General features: G+C 61.6%; 17 protein-coding genes. 7 read left to right on the top strand and 10 right to left on the bottom strand.

Annotation, left to right across the window (positions count from 1 at the left end):
• Positions 1-161: 161 nt before the first annotated feature.
• Positions 162-1,901: a single-stranded-DNA-specific exonuclease RecJ gene (gene recJ, locus ACVWYF_RS07490; protein WP_457066202.1), complete on the top strand. Its 1,740-nt coding sequence runs from the start codon at positions 162-164 to the stop codon at positions 1,899-1,901.
• A gap of 15 nt (positions 1,902-1,916) precedes the next feature.
• Here recJ and ACVWYF_RS07485 read toward each other — a convergent pair whose 3' ends face one another.
• On the bottom strand, positions 1,917-2,525 hold the full coding sequence (locus tag ACVWYF_RS07485) for a hypothetical protein (protein WP_457066200.1): 609 nt from the start codon (positions 2,523-2,525) through the stop codon (positions 1,917-1,919).
• Positions 2,526-2,565: 40 nt separating this feature from the next.
• Positions 2,566-2,928 (bottom strand): DoxX family protein, encoded by a 363-nt coding sequence (locus tag ACVWYF_RS07480; protein ID WP_457066198.1) that lies wholly within the window; start codon positions 2,926-2,928, stop codon positions 2,566-2,568.
• A gap of 176 nt (positions 2,929-3,104) precedes the next feature.
• Between ACVWYF_RS07480 and ACVWYF_RS07475 the strand changes: the two genes are divergently transcribed.
• Complete coding sequence (locus tag ACVWYF_RS07475) at positions 3,105-4,265, top strand: acyl-CoA dehydrogenase (protein ID WP_457066196.1); 1,161 nt, start codon at positions 3,105-3,107, stop codon at positions 4,263-4,265.
• Positions 4,266-4,423: 158 nt separating this feature from the next.
• Positions 4,424-5,350, top strand: coding sequence for a helix-turn-helix domain-containing protein (locus tag ACVWYF_RS07470; protein WP_457066194.1), 927 nt, complete (start codon positions 4,424-4,426; stop codon positions 5,348-5,350).
• A 91-nt stretch (positions 5,351-5,441) separates the two neighbouring features.
• On the opposite strand, the gene ACVWYF_RS07465 is transcribed toward ACVWYF_RS07470, so the two are convergent.
• The 5 genes from ACVWYF_RS07465 to ACVWYF_RS07445 form a co-directional block, all read right to left on the bottom strand.
• Positions 5,442-8,009: a T9SS type A sorting domain-containing protein gene (locus ACVWYF_RS07465; RefSeq protein WP_457066192.1), complete on the bottom strand. Its 2,568-nt coding sequence runs from the start codon at positions 8,007-8,009 to the stop codon at positions 5,442-5,444.
• A gap of 68 nt (positions 8,010-8,077) precedes the next feature.
• Positions 8,078-11,299 (bottom strand): T9SS type A sorting domain-containing protein, encoded by a 3,222-nt coding sequence (locus ACVWYF_RS07460; protein ID WP_457066190.1) that lies wholly within the window; start codon positions 11,297-11,299, stop codon positions 8,078-8,080.
• A 34-nt stretch (positions 11,300-11,333) separates the two neighbouring features.
• Complete coding sequence (locus tag ACVWYF_RS07455) at positions 11,334-11,915, bottom strand: hypothetical protein (protein ID WP_457066188.1); 582 nt, start codon at positions 11,913-11,915, stop codon at positions 11,334-11,336.
• Positions 11,916-12,265: 350 nt separating this feature from the next.
• The gene (locus ACVWYF_RS07450; RefSeq protein WP_457066186.1) at positions 12,266-13,072 is read right to left on the bottom strand and encodes a hypothetical protein; all 807 of its coding nucleotides are present in this window, start codon (positions 13,070-13,072) and stop codon (positions 12,266-12,268) included.
• A gap of 136 nt (positions 13,073-13,208) precedes the next feature.
• Complete coding sequence (locus ACVWYF_RS07445; RefSeq protein WP_457066184.1) at positions 13,209-13,571, bottom strand: hypothetical protein; 363 nt, start codon at positions 13,569-13,571, stop codon at positions 13,209-13,211.
• Positions 13,572-13,906: 335 nt separating this feature from the next.
• On the opposite strand from ACVWYF_RS07445, the gene ACVWYF_RS07440 reads away from it, so the two are divergent.
• The 4 genes from ACVWYF_RS07440 to ACVWYF_RS07425 all read left to right on the top strand — a co-directional run bounded on the left by ACVWYF_RS07440 (position 13,907) and on the right by ACVWYF_RS07425 (position 18,728).
• Entirely contained in the window at positions 13,907-14,611 is a 705-nt protein-coding gene (locus ACVWYF_RS07440) for a C40 family peptidase (RefSeq protein ID WP_457066182.1), read from the top strand.
• 266 nt (positions 14,612-14,877) lie between these two features.
• Complete coding sequence (locus ACVWYF_RS07435) at positions 14,878-16,626, top strand: DUF1800 domain-containing protein (RefSeq protein ID WP_457066180.1); 1,749 nt, start codon at positions 14,878-14,880, stop codon at positions 16,624-16,626.
• Between the two features lie 100 nt (positions 16,627-16,726).
• Positions 16,727-18,304 carry a DUF1501 domain-containing protein gene (locus ACVWYF_RS07430; RefSeq protein ID WP_457066178.1) on the top strand — a complete coding sequence of 526 codons (1,578 nt, stop codon included), beginning with the start codon at positions 16,727-16,729 and terminating at the stop codon, positions 18,302-18,304.
• Between the two features lie 184 nt (positions 18,305-18,488).
• The gene (locus ACVWYF_RS07425; RefSeq protein ID WP_457066176.1) at positions 18,489-18,728 is read left to right on the top strand and encodes a hypothetical protein; all 240 of its coding nucleotides are present in this window, start codon (positions 18,489-18,491) and stop codon (positions 18,726-18,728) included.
• Between the two features lie 120 nt (positions 18,729-18,848).
• Here the strand turns inward: ACVWYF_RS07425 and ACVWYF_RS07420 are convergent, their stop codons facing one another.
• The 3 genes from ACVWYF_RS07420 to ACVWYF_RS07410 all read right to left on the bottom strand — a co-directional run bounded on the left by ACVWYF_RS07420 (position 18,849) and on the right by ACVWYF_RS07410 (position 23,348).
• Positions 18,849-19,910: an energy transducer TonB gene (locus ACVWYF_RS07420; protein ID WP_457066174.1), complete on the bottom strand. Its 1,062-nt coding sequence runs from the start codon at positions 19,908-19,910 to the stop codon at positions 18,849-18,851.
• A 185-nt stretch (positions 19,911-20,095) separates the two neighbouring features.
• Positions 20,096-20,818 carry an energy transducer TonB gene (locus ACVWYF_RS07415; RefSeq protein WP_457066172.1) on the bottom strand — a complete coding sequence of 241 codons (723 nt, stop codon included), beginning with the start codon at positions 20,816-20,818 and terminating at the stop codon, positions 20,096-20,098.
• Positions 20,819-20,912: 94 nt separating this feature from the next.
• Positions 20,913-23,348, bottom strand: a complete 2,436-nt coding sequence (locus tag ACVWYF_RS07410; protein ID WP_457066170.1) for a penicillin acylase family protein — start codon at positions 23,346-23,348, stop codon at positions 20,913-20,915.
• Positions 23,349-23,458 lie beyond the last annotated feature (110 nt).

Genomic DNA, 23,458 nt, shown 5'->3' with positions numbered 1-23,458 from the left:
ACATCAGCACATCGGTTCCGATGTACTGGCGGTATTGGCGGTAGAAATCTCGGAGCTTCTTCATGGCGCGTGGGGCTGGCAAAACGAAGGGTGAAGGTACGGCCGTCGGCGCGGGGGAGGGGTTTGGTCGTACTTTTGGACCCATTTTGACGAAGTATCCAATGCCCGTATCCGCTAGTAAGCGCTGGAATTATATCCCCGAACCCGACCTTGCCCAGGTCCACAGCCTCACCCAGGCCCTCTTCATTGCCCCCGAGATAGCCGCCCTGCTGGTGCAGCGCGGCATTGCCACGCCCGAAGCTGCCGCCGCCTTTTTCCATCCCGACCTGCGCCAGCTGCCCAACCCGCTGCTGATGCGCGACATGGCCCGCGCAGTGGCCCGCCTGGCCCACGCCCTGCAAGCCGGCGAAAAAGTGCTGGTGTTGGGCGATTACGACGTGGACGGCATTACGTCGGTGGCCACGGTGATGAGCTACCTCACGCCGCTGTTCGGGGCCGAGCGCCTGCGCGACTACATCCCCGACCGCTACACCGAGGGCTACGGCATCTCGCAAAAAGCCATTGACACGGCCGCCGACCAGGGTTTTGCCCTCATCATCGCACTCGATTGCGGCATCAAAGCCGTGGAGCAGGTGGCCTACGCCAGCAGCCGGGGCGTCGATTTTATCATTTGCGACCACCACTTGCCCGGCGAGGAGCTGCCGGCCGCCGTGGCCGTGCTCGACCCCAAGCGGGACGACTGCGAGTATCCTTACAAAGAGCTGTCGGGCTGCGGTGTGGGCTTCAAGCTGATGCAGGCGCTGGGCGAACACCTGGGCCTGCCCCAGGCCCCGCTACACGACTTGCTAGATTTGGTGACGGTGAGCATTGCCGCCGACATCGTGCCCATCACCGGCGAAAACCGGATTCTGGCCTCCTACGGCCTGCGCCGCTTCAACGAAGATGCCCACTTGCTGCGCCCCGGCCTGGCCGCCCTGCGCGAGCTGGCCACCCTGCGCGAAGGCCCGCTGGGCATCAGCAGCCTGATATTCGGATTTGCGCCGCGCATCAACGCGGCCGGACGCATGGGCGATGCTCGCCGCGCCGTGGCCATGCTGCTGGCCCCCGACCAGCAGGAAGCCCGCTACACCGCCGAAGTGGTGGACCAGATGAACCAGCAGCGGCGCGGCTCAGACCAGCACACCACCCAGGAGGCGCTGGACATGATTGCCAACGACCCCGCGCTGCAAAATGCCCGCGCCACCGTGCTTTACAAGGCCGACTGGCACCAAGGCGTGCTCGGCATCGTGGCCTCGCGCTGCCTTGACCAGTATTACCGCCCCACCGTCATCCTTACGCAACGCGACGGCAAGGCCACCGGTTCGGCCCGCTCCGTGGCGGGGTTTGATGTACATCAGGCTCTCGAATCCTGCTCGGCGCTGCTCGACCAGTTTGGCGGGCACCGCGCCGCCGCCGGCCTCACCCTGAAGGTGGAAAACGTGCCCGCTTTCCAGCGGCAGTTCGAGCAGGTAGTGGCCGCCACTCTCACCACCGAGCACCTGGTGCGGCCCGTGGAAATAGCCGCCGTGCTGCCTCTGAGCCGCATCAGCGAGGAGTTTTTCAACGAACTGCGCCGTATGGAGCCTTTTGGTCCCGGCAATCCCAACCCGGTATTCGCCTCGCAGGGGCTGGTAGCCGTGCCGCACAGCGCCCGCGTGGTGGGCCAAGGCCACCTCAAGCTGCGCTTGGCCCTGGCCGATGTGCAGGGTCCGGCCGTGGACGCCATTGGCTTCGGCCTGGCCGATTATCTGCCCGAGATTGAGCAGGGCCGGCCCTTCAGCGCCTGCTATACCGTGGAGCTGAACGAGTATCGGGGCCAGCGCAGCGTGCAGCTGCGCTTGCTGGATGTGCGCTGGGAGTAGCTTTCATTTCTTCCGCTACTCGCTCACCGGGCGGGGGCGGAAGAAGTAGCTCTTTTGCTGCCCGCCTTTATAAATTAGCGAAATCGGCGAGAAAGTATAGCGCAGGTAGTCGCCGCGCACGAGCAGCCAACTGCCCACCGGCGCGCCGAAGGGCTCAGCGTACTCGAACAGTTCGAGGCGGGTAAGCTGATGCCCTTCGTAGCGCTCCGTGAGAACATTGCGGCCCTTGACGTCGCGGTACACTATTTTTTCCAGCTCGATACCATAGCGGTGCTTGATGGTCTGCTGCTTAACTATGCCCGAAATGGTTTGAACGCCCACGGCATTAGCCATGCTCTTGGGGGTACCGGCGTAGCTCCGCACTTTGCGATGCAGCCCCCCGAACGAGCCTTGTACGGCTCTGAAAGAAGAGATGCGGGCTTCGGCTTGGCTCCGGGCGCGTGCCACGCGGTGCAGGAGCGTGTCATTGGCCGCTGCAAAGGAGTTCAGCGTGAGGCCTACCGGTTGGATGGCCGGCGTGGGTGCTTGCGGAGCGACTGGGGCGGTCTGAGCGTAGGCTTGCGGGCAGGCACTCAGTAGCAGGGCCATTAGGCCCAAGGAATTGCTTTTTGCGTTTGTCAACATACAGCAAATGGTAGAAAATGCGGCTGCAAGATAAGTGATGCTACCGTTGGTGCATCACCCGCCACACCCACCACAATAGCGGCAGTTGCAGCGGCAGCCGCCCCCAGGCCACCCAGCCGGGAATGTGCAGCTGCTCATGAATCAGGGCCATGTACACATTTGCGGGGAACACGGCTACCAGCAGCGCCAGCAGGCCCCATCCTGCCAGCCGCCGGGTCCGGGCCGGTAGCAGCCCCAGCCCGCCCAGCATTTCAAAAATGCCGCTCACGTACACCAGCGCCAGCGGGGCGGGCAGCATGGGCGGCATAATGGCTAGGTAAGTGGCCGGATGCACGAAGTGCCAGATTCCGGCCAGCACAAATAATAGGGCCAGCGCGTAGCGGCTGAAGAGGCGAATGGTCATATTCAGGCAAAAGTCGGACAAAACTCCGGGGCGCTCAAGCAGGTTGTTTAGTGGGAAAGCCAGAATCTTTTGTCGGCTAACTACTGTTAGCGGCGCTGAGTGTCACGGTTCACCTTGCCTGTCGTGCCCCAAGGCCGTACTTTTGCGGCATTAAATCAATTATTCCCACCCCGCCCATGCAAACCGCCACATCCTCCAATATTTACCAACTCAGTGAAGAGCAGTTGGCCGTGCGCGACGCTGCCCGCGACTTCGCCCAGAGCGAGCTGTGGGCCGGCGTAATTGAGCGCGACGAGCACCAGAAATTTCCCGCCGCCCAAATCAAAAAAATGGGCGAGTTGGGCTTCATGGGCATGATGGTGAGCCCCGAGTACGGCGGCTCCGGCCTCGATACCGTGAGCTACGTGCTGGCGATGGAAGAAATCAGCAAGGTAGATGCTTCGTGCTCGGTTGTGATGAGTGTGAACAACTCGCTGGTGTGCTGGGGCCTGGAAAAATACGGTACCGAGGAGCAAAAGCAGAAATACCTGCCCCGCCTGTGCTCGGGCGAAATCATCGGGGCTTTCGCCCTGAGCGAGCCCGAAGCTGGCTCCGACGCCACCAGCCAGCGCACCACCGCCGAGGACATGGGCGACCATTACCTCCTCAACGGTACTAAAAACTGGATTACCAACGGCACCACCGCCTCGGTCTACCTCGTCATCGCCCAAACCCATCCCGAGCTGAAGTCGCGCGGTATCAACGTCCTCATCGTCGATAAGGACATGCCCGGCTTCATCCAGGGCCCCAAGGAGAACAAGCTTGGCATCCGGGGTTCCGACACTTGCTCACTCATGTTCACCGACGTGAAAGTGCCCAAGGAAAACCGCATCGGTGACGACGGCTTCGGCTTCAAGTTCGCCATGCAGGTGCTGGCCGGCGGCCGTATCGGCATTGCGGCGCAGGCGCTGGGCATTGCCTCCGGCTCGCTGGAGCTCAGCGTGAAGTATGCCAAGGAGCGCAAAGCTTTCGGCGTGCCGATTTCGCAGCACCAGGCCATCCAGTTTAAGCTGGCCGACATGGCCACCAACGTGGACGCTGCCCGCCTGCTATGCCTGCAAGCTGCTATGGATAAGGACAGCGGAGCCGACTATGGCAAGTCCGGAGCCATGGCCAAGCTCTTCGCTTCTAAAGTTGCCATGGACTCGGCCGTAGAGGCTGTGCAGATTCATGGTGGCTACGGCTTTGTGAAGGAATACCACGTCGAGCGCTTCATGCGCGACGCCAAGATTACCCAGATATACGAGGGGACTTCGGAAATTCAAAAAATTGTGATTTCGCGGGATATCCTCAAGTAAGGGGGGAATTGCCTAAAATTCAGATTCATTGCACAAAACCCAGCCACTATTTGGCTGGGTTTTTAGTTTTTGTGAATTTCAAGCTGTTATATTGCATTGCGGTAGCCACCCAGTTACCCCATCCGCATCCCTCAAGGGCCTTTCCGGCCACCAGAATTATGGAAGATTACAATAAAGTCATCGAGTCGCTAGGTGTCCGCTACATCAAGGCCAAAAACCTGGTGTTGCACCAGCCCTTCACCGTGCGCAACTCTTATGACGTCGGCAACAACCTGATTCTTCTGCACAAAGGCCACCTCACGTTTGGCGAAGACACGATGGTGGTGGAAGAAGGCGAAATGCTCTTCATCCCCGGCGGCCGGCCCACCCGCGTGAGCTACGGCGAAGACACCAAGAACCGCGTCATTACCAACGATGACCTCATCTCGAACAAGGATAAGTTCTTCCATTCCAACGACAACCTCGACCTCATCGGCGATGCCGAGGAAAGTCACAGCTTCGTGAGCTTCGAGGCCAAGGTGTTCGATTCGGTGAACTTCTTCGCCTCGCTCGATGTGCCGGCCTTCCTCATCTCAAACCAGCCCAAGCTGGCTAACCTCGTGATTAAGGTGGTGGAAGAGAGCATGCAGGACCTACCCGGCCGCGAGCGCCTCATCAACATCTACACCGAGAACATCGTGGTGGAAGTAGTGCGCTACGTGCTGCGCAACAACATGTTTGTGGAGCAGCTGGCCACCAACAGCACCTACTTCAAAGACCCCCGCCTCATTGACCTGTTCAACTACATCAAGGAGAACCTGGGCGGCGACCTGTCGAACAAAGTCCTCTCGGGCGTAGCCAACGTGAGCGAGGACTACGTGGGCCAGTATTTCAAGATGCTGACCAACATCAACCCGCAGGACTACATCGAATACCAGCGCATGGAGCGCGCCGTGTTCCTGCTGCGCACCACCAAGAAAAGCATCCGCGACATCGGCAAGGAAGTTGGGTACAAAGACACCGCCTATTTCTGCCGCCGCTTCAAGATGATGTTCGGCATTCCGGCCGGCAAAATGCGCCGCCGCGAGTCGGCCATGAATATCTAGGTGCCGAAGCTCTTTCACAAGCCAATGTGCCCGTTTCCTGAGTCAGTCAGGAAGCGGGCACATTGGCTTGTGAAAGAGCTTCGATAGCGGGCTATTCCAGCACCACCCGTCGCGTGGCGAAGCTGTGGGCATACGCTACCCGGACCAGGTAAATGCCCGCAGGAATGCCGGTAGTATTTAGCGTTAGCTCGGGCTGGGTGACATTTTGCGTTAGGGCCACCCGCCCGATTGCGTCGAGTAGTTGCACCTGGTGCGGTTGGGCGGTCACATCCAGGCGCAGGTGCAAGGCACCGTGGGCCGGCACGGGCCAGGCATCAAGCCGGGCCGCCGATTGGCTGGCACGAACGGCCAGCACGTTGGCATCGAGCAGGCGCACGAGGCCGTTGACGGGCAGGCCGCTGACTTGCTGAAACGAGCCGGCGGCCAGGATGGCCCCGTCTGGTTGAATGAGCAGCCGCAGCACGTCCTCGCCGGGGGCACGGGCTGCGTCAAAGCCTACATCTTCGGTGCCATCGACCAGCAGGCGCACCAAGCCGCGATAAGCGGTGCCACGCAACAACTCCACACCAGCCAGGACCCGTCCGTTGGGCTGCACGGCTAAGGCCGTCACGCCGTACTGCGTGCCGGTTAGGTTGGCCACGAACGTGGCATCGGGGGTGCCGTCGGCCAGCAGGCAGGCCACGTCGTGCGTGGGCGCGGCCCCAAAGGCGGGAAAACGGTTACCCACGTACACCCGGCCGGCAGCATCAGTGGCCAATGCCGTATAATTATTGGAATTGCCGGCCGCGCTAACGGAGGTCAGCGCGAAGGAGGCATCGAGGGCACCGCTGGGCAGCAGCCGCCACACCAGCACCGAGGTGGTGCCATTGGGGCGTAACGCCCGCGACTGACCACCCACCAGGATGCGGCCGTTGGGCTGCACCAGCAGCGTGAAGTTGCCGGTAGAGTCGGCGGGCACGAACGTGGCATCGCGCTGCCCCGTGGTGCCCAGCACCCGCGCCAGTACCTGGGGCGGGGCCGTTGGGCTGGGGCGCAGGTTGAAGGAACCCGCCAGGAGCACATTCCCATCGGGCTGCACAGCCACTTGCTGCACTTCTTGGCCCCCGCTGAATGGCTGCGCGGGCGGTACCAGGGGCGGGGCAAACGCGCCATCGAGCACGCCCGTGGGCAGCAGCCGGGCCAGCCCGGCCCGGCCCGCACTGCCCACGTAGCCGAAGCGCCCCCCCAGCAGCACCTTGCCATCGGCCTGCAAAACCACGCTTCTAACCGCGTCGTTGCAAGCCCCGGCGAAGGTCGGGTCCGGGGTGCCGTCGGGATTCAGCCGGGCCACGTAACCGGCGGCCTGCCCGTTTATTTCGGTAAAGTCGCCGCCTACCAGCAACTGCCCATTGGGTTGCCGGGCCACGTCGAATACGGTGCCGGGCTGCTGCACGGCGGGGGCCGCGGCGGGCAGGTAAGCGCCACCGCTGCCCAGCACCGCCAACGGGACGCGCCGCGCCGCCGGGTCGCCGTAGGGCAAGGGAAAGCCCGCGACTAATACTTGCCCACCGGGCAGCGGCTGCAAAGACAACGGGTAGCGCTCGGCTACGGGGGCGGCCGTCTGGTTGGCAAACGAAGCGTCGAGGGTGCCCCCAGGCAGCAGGCGCACCAGCCGGCCAATGGGCGTGCCGTTGTACAGCGTGGCGGAGGTAGCCACCAGGATGTTGCCATCGGCCTGCACCGCGAGGGCACCGAAATTGAGGACAACACCGGGGGCGCTGAACCCCGTGCCGGGCTGCCAGGTAGCGTCGGCCGCGCCCGTGGGCAGCAGCCGGCGCAGCGCCAATATCCCATTGGGGCCAAGCAGGACCAGCAGCTTGCCATCGGGCTGTAGGGCCAGACGGCCCGCCCGGGTATTGGCCGGCAGGGCCGCATCGAAGCTGGGGTCGAGCGCGCCGGTGGGCAGCAACCGGGCCAGCGCCCGGCGGGCCTGGCCCTGCACGGTACTAAAGATGCCGCTGAGGATGATGTTGCCATCGGGCTGAAGCAGGACGTTTTCCACCACGTCGGAGGGGCCGTTGCTCAGGCTTACCTGAAAGCCAGGGTCCCGGCTGCCATCGGGGTTGAGGCGCACCAGGGCACGCGAGAGGGTGCCGTTAGCGGCTTCCAGGAAGCCCGCCACGACGAGCTTGCCGTCGGCCTGCTCCGCTACTGCCTGCGGGATGAGCGTGGGCGCAACGGTGGATGGGGTGAAGGCGGCATCGGGGGTGCCGTCGGTATTCAGTCGCAACAGTCCCGTTCGGGAAATACTGCCTGACTGCAACGGATTGGCCCGGCCATAGCCCAGCACCAGCAGTTGGCCATTGGCCAATGGCAGCACTTGGCTCAACTCCCCTTGTAGCCCGGCTACGTTGGCCTGGAAGGCCACGTCGAGCTGCGTACCGCCCGCCAGCAGGCGGGCTAGACTGTACGTACCCGTCACGGCTACGTCGGTGCCGGCCACCCGGCTGAACGAGCCCACCAGCACCCGCTTGCCATCGGCCTGCTGTACGGCCTGTGGCACGTACCCCGGCGCATAAACCTTCCCTAGGGCAAAGGCTGGGTCGATAGTGGGGCTTTGCGCGTGGGCCAGGCCGCCCACCACTAAATTCAACAGTAGTCCGCGTAAAAATAATCGCATAGGTTCGGATAAAAGGGCGACCAGCCGACGGAAGTCGGCTGGTCGCGGGTGAAAAGGAAAAGCAGCCGTTAGTGCTTGATTTCGAGCTGCTGGCGCAGGATTTGGCCGCCGGTACTCGTTGCTATCAGGTAATAGATTCCTTCGGATAAATCGGCGGTAGCAAAATTGTGTTGAGCGCCCACGAATGCCTGCTGCCGCACCAAGTGGCCCTGGCCGTTGTATAGGCGGACAGTAGTGGTTCCCGGGTCTTGCTTGAAGGAGGAATTCAGCTGCACCAGCAAATTGCCATTGGCCGGGTTGGGGTAGATATTGATGAGGCCGGCGGCCGGCAAATCCCTGCCCGCCGCCGGGCGGTGGGGCTGGCAATTGTAGGCGTAGTTGACTTGGAGAACCAAGCCGCCCGCCGGGCTTTGACTAGCGAAGGGGCTGGACGATGCTGAGGGAACCGTCACCCGCGTGCCCGTGCAAATGTCGATGGCCGTGGCATACACCGAAAAGTAGTTGGCATAACGTAACGCATTGACACTCATGGTTGCCTTGCCATTGAATGAGGCGGCCGTAGCCGAAGCCACCGTATTGGCGGTTTCGTTGCCTGCGGCACCGGCAAACCATTGAATGGAAGCCACGTCGTAAAGCTGGGATTCCAGGGTGTAATTCAAAAATTCATCCTGGCAGACGATGTAGCTGGGATTGACAAGGTCAACGGGTGCCCGACAGATGAGATAAGAATAGGCAAAATCGGTAACGTACACCGCAACGTTGACCGGAGCGCTGATGGTGCTGCCCGCCCGGGTGGCTCGTACCGTCACCGTCACGGCATTGTCAGTCCCGGCATCGCCCCGAATGATTACGCTGGACCCGGTGGCGGTGCGCAGGCCGCTGGTGCCAAAGGTGGCACCCACGCCCACAGTCCAGGTATAGGTAGTGGCTTGGCCGCGGCCGGGCAGGGTGCATTCCTCTCGTATGGCAAACGTGCGGCCAATGCCGCCGGCGCATAGCTCAGCGGGCGCGGTTAGCAGAACCGGGGTGGGGGTGATGTTCAGAATTTCCTTGCGGATAAAATCGACGTTGCCGCTGGTGAGCTGAATGTGCTCCTCGTTGTTGCTACGCGGCCCATAATAGGCATCGAACGGAATCGTGCCGTCGCAAACCAGGTTGCTGGTGGCCAGCGACTGGCAATAGTCGTCTATTCCGCCGCCGGCGGGCTGGTAGGCCAACGCGCTGTGCATCGGCACGAAAGCCGAATTTTTCTGCACCGAATAAAAGGCAGTCGACTGGAGGATACCCCGCTCGCTGGCCTTGTCCACGATTGACTGTTGCACGTCAAACCACCCGCCCGGCCCGGCATCGCGCCCGCAGGAGCTAGGCGGCCCCAACGCGTAGTAGTTGCGGCCCCGGCCAATGGGGTAGTGGCCTTCCAATACTTTCTGGCTATTGCCATAGCCCTGTGAAAAATAGAGGCGGGCCGAGGCAATGCCGATGCCCAGCGCTTTGCCGCGTAGGTAAAGAGCCTGCTCCCCGTCGGTGATGGTGCCGCTGCCGGAGGTTCTGAGCTGTTTCTGGGCCGTGAGGCTGCCGTTGGCGATGGCGATGCGGCGCACCTGTTGCGGCCAGTTGCCCACGTTGGTCAGGTTGTTCAAGTAGAGGCCGCGCTCCTGGTTCTGCTGGAAGGGCACCGTATTGCCCGAAAGCTGGGAGTAGTGCTGCTGCGAAAGCTGCTTGGAAGCCGGCGAATTGATTTCGCCCAGTGCGTCGCGGGCGCTCACCTGGCCAATGTCTTCGCCGAAATACTTGAGAAACAACTGCGGGCCAATGGGCGTATTCGCGCCGTTGTGCGGCGAATCGAGGGAAACGTAGAGGCGCGTGTTATGCACCAGGCTGTTAGTTTCCATGTAGGCCAGCGCGTATCTGGCAATCTGCCCGCCCATGCTCGGCCCCACGATGACCAGCTTTTCGGCCGAGCCGGACCTGGTTAGCTGCGTATTCAACTCCTGAATCAGCTTGACGAGCACATAAGCATTCGCCTCGATGTAGGCGCTGCCACCCCGGTAATAGCGGGGTGCCCGGAAAAAGCCATTTAGTATATAGCCGGTGATAACGGTCGGAAAGTTGAGAATGACCACGTCGTAGCCTTGCAGGCGTAACTCGTCGGCAAGGTTATGCTCCTCATTGATGTTGCCATTCAATGTTGAATAAACCAATTTATCTGCGTAAATATTTCCGGCTTTCCGTTCGTCCTCATGGTCAAAACCATCAATCAGAATAACCGGCTTAGTTACATCCTGCTGCGTATGATTACAGCTTTTTAACGGGTTGGCACTATAGTAATACTCTACTTCGCCAATGCCAGCCCGCTGATTGCGGAAATGGGTAATATCTGCCGTTAAGGGCTGAAAGAAACAGCTGGGTTGTGCAGGCCGGATATTTTTTGCCGCCACGTCGTCTTTGGAAAAAGCTCCCACACCGCCCACGTACAGGCGGGAGCGGGTCGTGCGTTGCGAGCCGTCAGTGAAGTAGATGGTGTAAGTGAGTACTTTGTTGCCGGTGCTGGAATAGGTAATGGTGCGGGTTTGGTTGGGCAAGAGGGTTTGGGACCCGTTGCCATCCGCGAAGTCCACGCTGACACTGCTCAGCGTGCGGCCCGTATTGGTGTAGCAGAGGCGGGTATCGAGCCGAAAGCGTAACACGCCGAAGTGGGTCGTATCGAGCAGGGCCGCCATCACCGTGGCCTCACGGCTGAGGTACGGCGACCTGGGCCGGCCCGGCACATCGTGCAGCAGGGCGGGCAAATTCGTGTCGTAGTACACCAGGTTGTTCGCTACGGCGGTGCTGTCGAGGTAGCCGAAGCCGTAGTGGAGCATTCCAATCAGGGCCGTATCCCGGTCGCTGCTTTGGCGGGCGTAGTCGCGCACATCGGCCTGGCAGGGCAGCAAGGTCGTGTTATAGGCCGTGGTGTGCAGCTCGTACAGGGCCTGCCGGAAATGCCGGGCGCTGGAAGTGTCGGGGGCCTGCGCGGTGAAACGCAGCAGGTCGGCCATTTGGCAAGCCCGGTTGTAGAGCACCCCATAAGGTATCGGTGTTTTGTCGAGCGGGGCGTAAATGCTATCCGCGTGGGCTTGCAAGCCACTGATGGGCTCTGAACAGTAGAGTACGCCGGAAGGGTCGCCGCCCCCACCGCCGGGAGCTACTTTAGCCGCAACGACCGGGGTAGGGTTGCTGTGCTTTTGAGAAAACGCCTGGTATGGCAACATAGCTGCCAACGCCAAGCCCAGCATGAAGAAGTGTTTCATGGGCTAAACGGGCAAGGTGAAAATAAAAATAGAATTATTGCTGTCTGTCAAACCGCCCACTTGTTACTTTGAGGGTTTTGGTAGGGTCGAGGTTGCTAGATGCAGTAAACTCGAAGCTGCCGGCCACAACAGTTTTGTATGCGACGCTTAAGTCCACATAAGTGATTTTAACCTCTCCTGTATGACTCGCGTCAGTTGCATATACCTCTTGGGGCGAATCGTTAGGGAGGAAAACTGCATAACTCTTACATTGATTAGATGTAGCAGCCGGCAGCACTGGCGTTGTCAGATTCAGCGGATATGTGCCAAGTAACTTCTGATTTCTGCTACCCGGAAAACTATTCAGAAAAATCTGCAAGCTTCCTTCCCGGTTGCCAAACTTCCCATTCAGCCGCAAATAGTAGGCGCTGTCGTACGCGAATCCCCCGCCGATGCCCTGCACTTTTCCCAGCCCGCTTCCGTACCCCGTGGCCACAAAGGGCTGCCCGTTGATGTAGCAGCCGGCCGTGTTGGCTCCCGTGTGGGTGGCCGCTGGCAGGTCGGCTTCCGGGTTATCTTTCTTGCAGCCGCTAGCGACCAACACCGTGGCCAGGGCCAAACCAATAAATCGTTTCATAGGGGTAGAGCTATAAGCGAATCCGCGCACTCGTAACGGCAGGGTTGAAACAAAGTTGGGCAATAGATGAAGAATAAATGAAATAGGGCGGAATGGTAATACGTAGGACACTTACTATTTTAATACCGCAGCTATTCCGGGCGTAACGAAAGGCTTTAGGCCAAAATGCTAACGCTACGCAATGCGGCCCCGAATCTATGTCTGGGATATAAATTATCCGTAAAGTTTAGATTGTCAAGTTCATTACCCGTTGTATAGTCGCCAATACTAGCAACCAACTGCCTCCCTAGCAACGCAAAGCCCCCGCCTCAATACTGAAGCGGGGGCTTTGCACTCAAACAATATCCGGCCTATTCCATGCTACGGAAACCGTCGTCTTTCGAATGGGAGCGGTGTTCAGAGCCTTGCGCACCGTGGTCGGTGTGGGCCGAGGCGCTGGGGCTGCTCTCGCTACGGCCGCTGCCCGAATGAATGCCGGTGTTGCCGGATGGCTTAGTAGCGCTGGCATCAGCGCTGCTGCCGAAGCGGCTGCCGCTGTCAGCGTAGGGTGCGCCGCTATCGGAGCGGCCGGTTGTGCCGGTGGCCGGGCGGCGATTAGTGGTGGCATCGGGGGCCTGGTAGCCGTAGCTGCGGCGGCCGTAGCTGCCGGCATCGCGCTGGCGGCCATAGTTATACGCGCTACTTTCGCTGCCGCCCGACTTGCCCTTGCGGGTAGCCAGCCAGGCAATGCCGCCCGCTAGGATAGCACCGCCCACTACTTTCTGGGTCGTGCTGAGGTCGTTTACTTTATCAAGAGCGCGGTTGCCGAGGTCTTTGATGGACTGCGGCAACTGGTTCACGCTGTCGAGCACGCCGGAGTCCTCAATCCATTTTTTGCCGCTGTTCAGAGCCGTATCGAGCAGAGTACCTTCCTGGGCGTTGGTTTGCTGGCCTTCGCCCTGGCGGTTGTCGCCGGCGTTGGCCGTGGTCTGGTGCTGAGCGTCGGGAGTAGGAGCGGAGCTTTGGGCGCTGGGCGTGGGGGCCGATTTGCGCGAAGATGCCGCCGCGCCGCTGGCCGTGCCGGGGGTACCCGGCGTGGCGGGGTTCTTATCGGTGCGGCCGGTATTACCGGTATTGGTTGGGTTCGGGGTCCCGAACTGGTCTTGCTGGTTATCCATGAGTATGAGCGGGAATGGGAAGTGTAAGGAATAGAACAGCGCCGGGTACCGGAGCACCAAAAGCGCGTGGTTTATTCGTAATCAGCTGCCAGTTAGTTGCAATTCGCGGGGTTTATTTTGGCTAATGCCAGCCTGTTCAGGTTGTTTCAGGGCTGGGCTGCGCGTGGCGCGGCAGGGGGCGTAGTACGTGGGCCGGGTCGGCCAGCACCACGCGGCGGGCCTCCTCGCGGGCTTCTACTTCATACTTGTTGTGGTAGTAGCCCACGCGGGCCGACTCGACGAGGTACTTCCAAAGGAAGGGGAGTAGGCCGTGCTCTTGGTACTGGCGCAGATGCACGGCCTCATGGGCCACCCACTCGGCATCGGCCAGAAACTCTTCGCGGGAAGCCCCGCTCAGATGCACCGTCTGGCCCACCACCATGGCCACGCGCCGAGCCTTGAGCACGCGGCGGGCAATGAGAGCAAGCGGGGAGTTGGTCCAGGTTCGGAGCGTTTGCATGAGAGGGAAGATATAGGAATATTCTGGTCGCGCAGATACGAAGCAAAGATGAGCTTGGTTGCAAGCGTTAAGGTTAATATTTACTGATAAAATTATCTTTTGTAAAGTATTTTAGCCCTTTTCAAAGAAAAAGTGACGGACTTACAAAAAGTTTAACCTAGCTTTACCCTGTGACCTGTTCTACGGACAATAGAAATTATCGGGTACAACAGCTTTTCATCACCTCTTCACTCGGCTGCGTTCAGCCTTGCCTATCGCCTAAGAAAGCTACTACTCCGGCTCTTCCGCCCTCACTTTGGAACCCGGTTTTTTGCCCCCAACCCCAACGACGGACAATGAAACACAGCCTCCTGTATTGCCTCGCCGCTACCTCGCTAGCCCTCTCCTTCTTCTTTGAACGCGCCCCCGAAGCTTCGGTTATGGCCCGTGCCACTGCGGCACCGGTCGTAGCCGAAGCTTCGCTGCTTCCGGCCCTGACGATTGGAGAGCCCGCCCCCGACAGCGACCTGAGCAACCCACCGGCCACCAAGCCCACTGCCGCCGAGCTGGCTGCCTCCCGCGACTCGCTCACCTACCACTACTACGCCCAAACGCTGGGCTTGCACCTGGCCTTCGACGAAAACAAGGACCTGCTGCGTACGGTAACTGATTGGATTGGAACTCCCTATAGCTACGGCAGCAACTCGCGCAAGGGCACCGACTGCTCGGGCTTCGTAACCCGCGTGTTCCATGAAGTGTACGGTATCAACCTGGTTCATTCTTCGCGGGCCATGTTCAGCAACTCCAAGCGCGTGGCCAAGAGCGAAATGGAAACCGGCGACCTGGTGTTTTTTCGCCGGGGCAAGGGTCCGATTTACCACGTTGGTATCTATTTGAAAGACGGCAAGTTTGCCCACTCGGCTTGCAACGGCGGCGTGATGGTGAGCTCGCTGAACCAGCCCTACTACCACCGCAATTTCTACGCTGCCGGCCGCGTGCCCGCCGCCGTAGCCGCCGATGCCGCCGTGCTGGAAGAAGCCGCGCTGGCCCGTGCCGAGTAAAGAATCCGGCCGATTTGCGCCTGACAAAGCGCCCGACCCTGGTGGTCGGGCGCTTTTTTTATGGCCGGTCGGGAAGAATAACCCGGCCTGGATGCCGCATGAAATGGTCGCTGCTTCATGCGATGCCCATTGAAAGAAAACGATACTTGCATTAAACCTGAAGCCCAGGCCATAGTCTTTGTTAAACAGCTGATTAATACGGCAGCATTCGGCTGCTGAGCGGTACCTTGTGGCAACGCTTCTGGCCTCATTTTTTGCGCTTATCTATGAACCGTCGACATTTCCTCCAACGAAACGCGGCCGTCCTTAATGCTCCGGCGACCGTGGCCGGGCAACCCGCGCCGTCGCCCGGCCCCGCCGCCGCCCTGGCCCAGCAGGACCCGCCCGAAACCGTGAGCCGCTACGCCAACAAGGCGCTGCCCACCGGCCTGGCCCGCACCACCAGCACCCTCACGCCCTACGCCGGCACCTGGGGCTATGCGCAGGCCGCGCACCTGCTGCGCCGCAGCCTGTTTGGCCCCACGCGCACGGAGATTATGACGGCGGCTGGTTCCAGCCTCACGGCGGTGCTTAACGGCCTGCTCACGGCCCCGGCCACCGCGCCCGACCCGCCCGTAAACGTGTCGGCCACCGATACCAGCGTGCCCATTGGGCAGACCTGGACGGCGCAGGTGTTCGACCAGAATTTTGAGGGCGTGCGGCGGGCTTCGCTGCGCGACTGGTGGCTGGGGCAGCTGCTGGGCCAGGGCACCACGCTGGTGGAGAAGATGACGCTATTCTGGCACAACCACTTTGTGGTAGAGCTGGGCGACATCAACGATGCGCGCATGGGGTACGAATACGTGCGCCTGCTGCGCCAGCACGCGCTGGGCAATTTTAAGCAGCTGGCCAAGGACGTGACCGTGACGCCCGCCATGTTGCGCTATCTTAACGGCAACCAGAGCACAACGGGCGCGCCCAACGAGAACTACGGCCGCGAGCTGCTGGAGCTGTTCACGGTGGGCAAGGGGCCGCTCATCGGGGCGGGCAACTACACCAACTACACCGAGGCCGACGTACAGGCCGCCGCCAAGGCCCTTACCGGCTGGCGCGACCTGGCGACCGTGCCAGTAGGCAGCTACTTTACGGCCAGCCGCCACGACACCACGACCAAGGTATTCTCCTCGGCCTTCGGCAATGCCAGCATTGTGGCCAGCGGCAACACCGAATACCAGGCGCTTATCAACCTGATTTTCCAGCAGGTGGAAACGGCGCGGTTTATTGTGCGCAAGCTCTACCGCTGGTTTGTGTATTACCTCATTGATACGCAAGTAGAAACGGATATTATCCGTCCGCTGGCTACTATCCTCATTAATAATAGTTTTGATGTCGTGCCGGTGCTGCGGGCGCTGTTCAGCTCCGAGCATTTCTTCGATGCGCTGAATGTGGGCTGCCTCATCAAGAGCCCGCTCGATTTTACGGTGGGCCTGATGCGGCAGATGCAGGTGGTGTTCCCGACCAGTAGCGTAGTAGCCAGCCAGTACACAATGTGGGACTACCTCAACGGCTTGGCCAACGTGCAGCAGCAAACCCTGGGCGACCCACCCAACGTGGCCGGCTGGGCCGCTTACTACCAAACGCCGCAGTACCACGAGCTCTGGATAAATGCCGTGACGCTGCCGCGCCGCAACCAGGTCACGGACCTGTTCATCGGCGCGGGCTACACGCGGGGCGGGGTCAAAATCGTGATTGACGTGCTGGCACTCACGCAGTTGTTCCCGGCCGCCACGGCCTCAGACTGCAACTTGCTGATTGACGAGTATGTGAAGCTGATGCTGCCCATTGCCCTCACCACCAATCAGATTGCCTTTCTGAAAACGGCGCTGCTGCCCGGCCTGCCCGATTTTGAGTGGACTGTGGAATGGCAGCAGTACCTGGCCGCGCCCACTAACACGGCCAAAAAAGCCGCCGTGACCACCAAGCTGCAAGCCATGCTCCGCGCCCTGATGGGCCTGGCCGAATACCATCTTTCTTAAGCTGTTGGCTGGCAGCCATCGGCTGTTGGCTTTCGCAAATATCATTCGTCAATTGAGGCTGCTGGCTAATGGCTGACAGCTAATAGCTAACGGCCTAATTATGAAACGTCGCGAATTTCTACAGACTACGGCTGCGGCCTCGGTTGGCACTGCTTTCCTGAGCGGGCTGCCCGTAGGGGCCTATGGGTATTCGGCCCAGCTGGCGGCCCTCACCAATGCCACCACGGTATCGGATAAGGTGTTGGTTATCATTCAGCTGCAAGGCGGCAATGATGGGCTGAACATGATTATCCCGCTTGACCAGTACCCGGCCCTGATGGCGGCGCGCAGCAACATTGCCCTGCCCCAAACGGCCGTGCTGCCGCTCACTACGGCCACCGGCATTCACCCGGCCATGGCTTCGCTCCAGAACCTGTACCAGAACGGCAAGCTGGGTGTGGTGCAAAGTGTGGGCTACCCCACGCCCAACTTCTCGCACTTCCGAGCCACCGATATCTGGACCTCGGGCTCCGATTCGAACGTGACCTGGACCACCGGGTGGGCCGGCCGCTACCTCGACGGCGAGTTTCCGGGCTTCCCCACCGGCTACCCCAGCACCACAAACCCCGACCCGCTGGCCATCAGTATCGGCTCGGTGGTGAGCAACTGCGTGCAGGGCCCTTCGGTGAACATGGGCATGGCCATTGCCAGCACGTCGTCTTTCTATCAACTGCTTAGCGGTGGGGTCGATGCCGCGCCGAACACGCCGGCCGGGCATGAACTGACGTTTATCCGGCAGGTGGTGAGCCAGACGCAGGTGTACACCACGGCCATTCAGGCGGCGGCCGGACGCGCCCAGAACCTCTCGCCGCTGTACCCCGCGGCGGGCCAGAACTCGCTGGCCGACCAGCTCAAAATAGTGGCCCAGCTGGTGGCCGGCGGCCTGAGCACCCGCATCTACGTGTGCCAGCTCGGTGGCTTCGATACGCACACGCTGCAGGTGCCCAGCACGGGCACTACCACCGTGGGCACCCACGCCACGCTGTTGGGCAAGATTGCGGAAGCCGTGAATGCCTTCCAGGACGACCTGCGGCGGCTGGCCATTCAGGACCGGGTGGTGGGTATGACGTTCTCGGAATTTGGGCGGCGCATCCGGTCCAATTCGGGCTTCGGTACCGACCACGGTTCGGCGGCACCGTTGCTGGTGTTTGGCTCCAAGGTGAACCCCATCGTGCATGGAGCCAACCCCGTGCTGCCCACGGCGGCCGGTGTGAACGACAATATTCCCATGCAGTTCGATTTCCGCAGCATCTACACCAGCATTCTGAAAGACTGGTTTCAGGTGACGCCGGCCACGCTCACGCAGCTTTTTGGCCAGTCCTTTACCTACGTGCCCGTGCTGCGGCCGGGAGCCGTTACGGCCACGAATGCGGCGGCCGAGGTAGCCGAATTCACGGTGTACCCCAACCCGGTGGCGCGCGATGGCCGCACCACCGTGGCTTATGAAAGCGCCGGTGGCCACGTTCAGATTGTGGTGCTCGATACGCTGGGCCGCGAAGTGCGCCGCACCGTGGACCAGGTGCTGCCCCGCGGCCCCCAGCTGCTGCCCGTCGACCTGAACGGGCTGGCTCCAGGCGCTTACTACTGCCAGGTGCGTGAGGACCGGCGCACGGGCTCGCGCATTGTGGTGGTGGAGTAGGTTAGGAATTGTTGGGCCCAGCTTGTTGGTTGATTAATGCTGAAGTTGAAATGCTTACGGGTTTTTATTGCGGAGAAAGATTGCTGAAAAACAGAAAAAAGGCAGCCCGGCCCCACGCTTTTCCGTACAGCGAATCAAGGGCGGTAACTGCCCTGTTTCACCTCCCTTTTTCAATACCAGCTTTATGGAAGCGCAAATCGAAAAACAACTCGAACAAATCCTGCCCGAAGACCTTGCCCGTACTTTCGAGAGTGCCTACCACGTATTTCAAGGCAAAACCGAGCACGTAGACGACCTGCTGAAAAACGGTGGTGTACTGCTGCGCAAAGCCGCTCAGCGCTTCACGCCCACGCAAATGGTGCTCGGCATCGCGGCCATCGCGGCCGTGACGGTAGTGCTCATCAACCGCGCCAACAACGATTAGGCTCCGGCCGGTTATCTGCGGTAAAAGTGCGGAATCCCGGCACATGATGCAAAAAGCGACCCTCGGCCGAGGGTCGCTTTTTTTGTGCAGCCGTCCCGGTGGGAAACTGCCGGCTGCGGCTCAGTGAATGGCGACTACTACCAGTACGGCCAGGCGCACGGCCACTGGCTGCCCGTTGTGGCGGCCGGGCTCGAAACGGGGTAGGCGCAGGGCCGCCGCCAGCACGGCCTCATCCAAAGAGCTGTTGATGGGCTTGAGCATGACCGGGCGCGTGACGCGGCCATCGGGTTCCACCACGAAGCTGACCTGGCCCTCGCCGCTGCTGGCCCGCTCGGGGTATTCTATCAGCTCTTGCAGGGCGGCTTGCAGGCCATCCTGGCCGCTGCGGCCGGGCAGCACGGGCATTTGCTCGGTCTGGCTGTAGACTTGGTTTTCGGGCACCGGCGCGGCCTGGCCGGTGGGCGGCGCGGGCGGGCTGAACCAGATGTTGACTTTCTGGTACATGGCCACGGGCTGGTCGTCGAAGCCCAGGGCGGACTGCCAGCGCGGGAAGCCGCGCACGAGGCGTAGGGCCTCATCGTCGCAGCTGGGGCAAAGGGAGTTAATGACTTCGCTGGCTCCTACGCGTCCATCCGACTTCAGCACGAAACGCACCACGACGCGGCCTTTGAGGTCGCGCTGCTTCACTTCGGCGGGCGTGGCCTTGTTCTTCTGCAGGTACTGCTCCAAGGCCGCATCGCCGCCGGGAAACTGGGCCGGCCGGGAAACTTCCGTGCTGGCAAATACGTGGCGCGGCGACAGGAACATGACCGGCACCGTGAGCAGCACCGCTACCGGCTGGCCTTGGTAGCGGCCCGGCAACAGGCGCGGCATCCGCTTCACGGCGGCCAGCGCGGCCGCATCGCAGGCGGGGCTGAGAGATTGCACCACGGCTGCCTTCCGCCCCACGCCACTCACTCCCACCACGACGCGCACGAATACCCGGCCTTCGGTGCGGCCTTCGCGCACCTCTACGGGTAGCTGAAGCTGTTTCTGCACAGCTTTTACCAGGGCCAGGTTGCCACCGCCATCGGGCAGAATGGGCATCTGGTCTACGTAGTTGAAAATCTGGGTTGTATCGGTGGCGTACTGGCCGTAGGACTGGGCGGCGCAGGGGCGAGCTAGGAGGGCGAGGAGCAGCAAGAGGAGCGGCCTGCCGCCTCGGAAATGGCAGCAGACGGGCGGGCATGGGTGCTGGAGTTGACAGTTATCCATACAACAAATTTAAAGCGGTGCTCAATCTGTTGCGAAAGCGTCCGTTCAGGGCTTTTGCGGGAGTCGGCCAAACAGCACGGGCACGGTCATGCTCACGGATGCGGGCAGCCCGTTCAGCTTGCCCCCACGAAGCGCGGCAGTTGCCGCACGGCGGCCAGCGCGGCAGCATTGCAGCCCGCGTTTAACCCGCGCACTACTTTTACGTCCCGAATCACCCCACTCGGCCCCACGATGAAGCTCACGAACACCTTGCGGAGCAAAGAATCATTGGCTACCCCAGCGGGCATCACCAGCGCCCGCTGAATGGCTTGGGCAATGGGGCGGCCACCATCCCCGGACGGGAGGCGCGACATCTGGTCGACCAGCTGGTAAATGTGCGTCAGCGTGTCGGCAGCTGCGGATTTGGCGTCCTGAATCTTGAACGTGACGGGTACCGTGAAGGAAACGGCTACCGGCCTGCCCTGCTGGGTGCCGGGAATGAAGCGGGGTAGGAGTTGCACGGCGGCCAGCACTTCCTCATCGCATCCTTCTCCGATGCCCTTGACAATCTTGCCGTTCCGTACCTCACCGCTTTCCGTTACCAGAAAGCTGACGAATACCCGGCCTTGCAACTGTTGCCGCAGGGCCGCTGCCGGGTAATGCACCTGCCGCTGAAGCGCTTCCACAATAGCCGCGTTGCCACCGCCACCGGGCAATTGCGGCATTTGCTCCACATATGTATATTCTTTTCCCACAACCCGTTCAACTTTAGAACCGGCTGGCGCAGCCGGAGTGGCCTGCGCTACGGCAAACCGGGGTGCCGCCAGCCCCAGCAGCAAACCAACGGCGGGAGACACAAGGGTTTTGGTAGAAAGCAGGGCAGGTTTCACCAGGGTTAGATTGAAGAGTTGAAACTTAAAAATTGGCGACGATTGGCCAGCTTCGCGCAAATTACTTCGCTTTCAACGTCCAACTCGTAGCCACCCGCGCATGTGGCTCCTCCGCGCTGCGCAGAAATACCAGCTCATCGAGCTGGCCCACGCGCCAGGTTTCCAGCAGATTGGTGTAGAAGGGTGAGCCGGGGTTGCCGCTCTGGCCGCCGGGGTATACGCCGTAGGCGCGCACCTGCGGGCCCAGGGCCACCACCATGCGCCAGCTGGGGCCCTGGCGCTCGGTGGTGGCGTTCACGATGCCGCCGCCGCCGCCGCAGTCCACATCCATCTGCCCGAAGCCGGGGAGCTTGAGCAGGTGCAGGATGTCGGTGCTTTTCTGGCTGGCCCAGCGCCATTTGGGGCCTTGCGCGCCGTACTTGCGGGTGAGGCTGTCCACGGCCCAGCGCAGGCTTTGGCGGGCCAGCAGGGGCAGGGTTTCGCGGGCGCGGGTGCGGCGGTCGTCAATCCAGCGGCTGCTGTCTTCGGTCAGAATCAGGTTGTTGGTGCGGTCGCGGGCGGGGTAGCGGTAGGCCGGGCCTTGGGGGCCGAGGGGGAAGTCATCGTCCCAGAGGCGCTTCACGAGATTGTCGTACCACAGCTCAAATAGGCTCGGCCCGACGGCATCGGCGGTGTACTGGTAGTTCCAGGCGCGCAGGGCGGCCAGGGCCTGGCCTTCGGGCGTGGTGGCGGGCGATGCGCCGGCCAGCGCCAGCAGGCGCGGCAGCATCAGCTGGGCATTCAGGCCGAGCACGTCGTTCTGGAGCAGGCGCAGGCTGTCGGCCGTTACCATGGGCATCTGGCCGAGGCGCTGGTTGATGCGCCGGCCGCGCTCCGACGAGCCGTAGTCCCAGTTCATATAATAAGGATAGTCCTGGGGTCGCACCGACGACTGGTTGGCCGACGACACGAAGCCCCGGGCTGGGTTCTTCGCGTGCGGGTTTTGGGCGGCCGGAATCCAGCCCTGCCAGTCCTGGGCCGGGTCGCGGCCGTCGAGCAGGTACTTGCCCTGTTCGTGCCATTTGAGCGGCAGGTGGCCGTTGGGCCAGATGGCAATGTCCTGGCCGGCATCGGCAAACACGAAGTTCTGGGCCGGCGCGCCGTAGCTGGCCAGCGCGGCGGTGTAGTCGGCGTAGGTGCGGGCGCGGTTGAGCTGGTAAAACGTTTTGAACTCGTTGGCCGCGTCGTGGGCCGTCCAGCGAGCCGCGTAGCCGATGGGCACGTAGTTTAAGAAAGGCTTCTCGGGACGGTCGTACACCACCGGGCCGTGGTGGGTGTATAATACGGTATCGAGGCGGTCGGGCTGGCCGCGTACTTTGATGCGCTCTATCACGCGGCGCACCGGTTTCCAGCGGCCGGCGTGCCAGTATTCGCGCTTGTTCGCGTCCCGAAACTGCACCTGATACCAGTCCAGCACATCGGCGTAGGTATTGGTCACGCCCCAGGCCACCTGCTCGTTAAAGCCGATGATGGCCAGCGGCGCGCCCGGAATCGACACGCCGTACACGTTCACGCCCGGCGCGGTCATTTGCACCTGGTACCAGATGCTGGGCAAGTTAAGTTGCAGGTGCGGGTCGTTGGCCAGCATCGGAAAGCCAGTAGCGGAGCGTGCCCCGCTCACCGCGAAGTTATTAGAACCCAGGTCGCGCGAAGGCTCCTGAGTAGGCGCATACGGCGCTTCGGCCGCCACGAAAGCTGGTGGCACGGGCGGCGTAGCCAGCGGTTTGAAATCCAAGGACGTACCAGCCGGAATTACCGGCGACTCGCGGGTGGGGTAGTCCGGAAACAGGTCGCGCATCACCGCCGGGCCGTACTTGCGCAGGGCGTTGCTCATGCGCAGGTCGTCGGAACGGCCGGTGAGGTCGAAGGCCATGTATTTGAGAATGAGGGCGCTTTTTAGTGGTTCCCAAGGCTCGGGCGCGTAGTCGAGCAGCTTGTACTCAAACGGATAAGTGGCGGGCGTGAGGCTGTTGATGTAGGCGTTGATGCCATCGGAATACGCCCGCGCTACCACGCTGGTCACGGGGTCGGCCAGCACGGCGGCCACCGATTTCTGCGCCCCGAAACCCAGGCCCATGCGCCGGAAAAACCGGTCCGTCTCCAGCCGCTCCGGCCCCACGATTTCGGCCAGCCGCCCGGCCGCTACGTGGGCCACGAAATCCATCTGCCAGAGCCGGTCGCGGGCCGTGAGGTAGCCCTGGGCCAGGTACAGGTCATGGTCGTTCTGGGCGAAGATGTGGGGCACGCGGCGGTCGTCGTAGCGCACCGTCACGGGCTGTTGCAGGCCCGTGAGGGCCAGCTGCTGATGGGCCGGGAAGTCCTCGGGCCGCTCGCCATTCAGCCAGAAGCCCCGGTACGGGCTCAGCAGCTTGCCGAAGGGGGGCAGGCTGCCCTGCCGGGTATTCAGCACCCAGATGAGAGACAGGCACGCAGCCAGGGCTAGTAGCGCTTTTATCATGGCAGGAAGTGTGGTTCAGGTTTCCGGGCGCAAGCTAACGCCCGAAGCCGCAGCGCGGCGGCATATCGGTAGCAAGAAGTGAGGATAAAATAGCAAAAGCCCCAGCGGGG

Source organism: Hymenobacter sp. UYAg731 (assembly GCF_054061335.1).
This window is presented reverse-complemented; position numbering and strand designations above follow the sequence as displayed.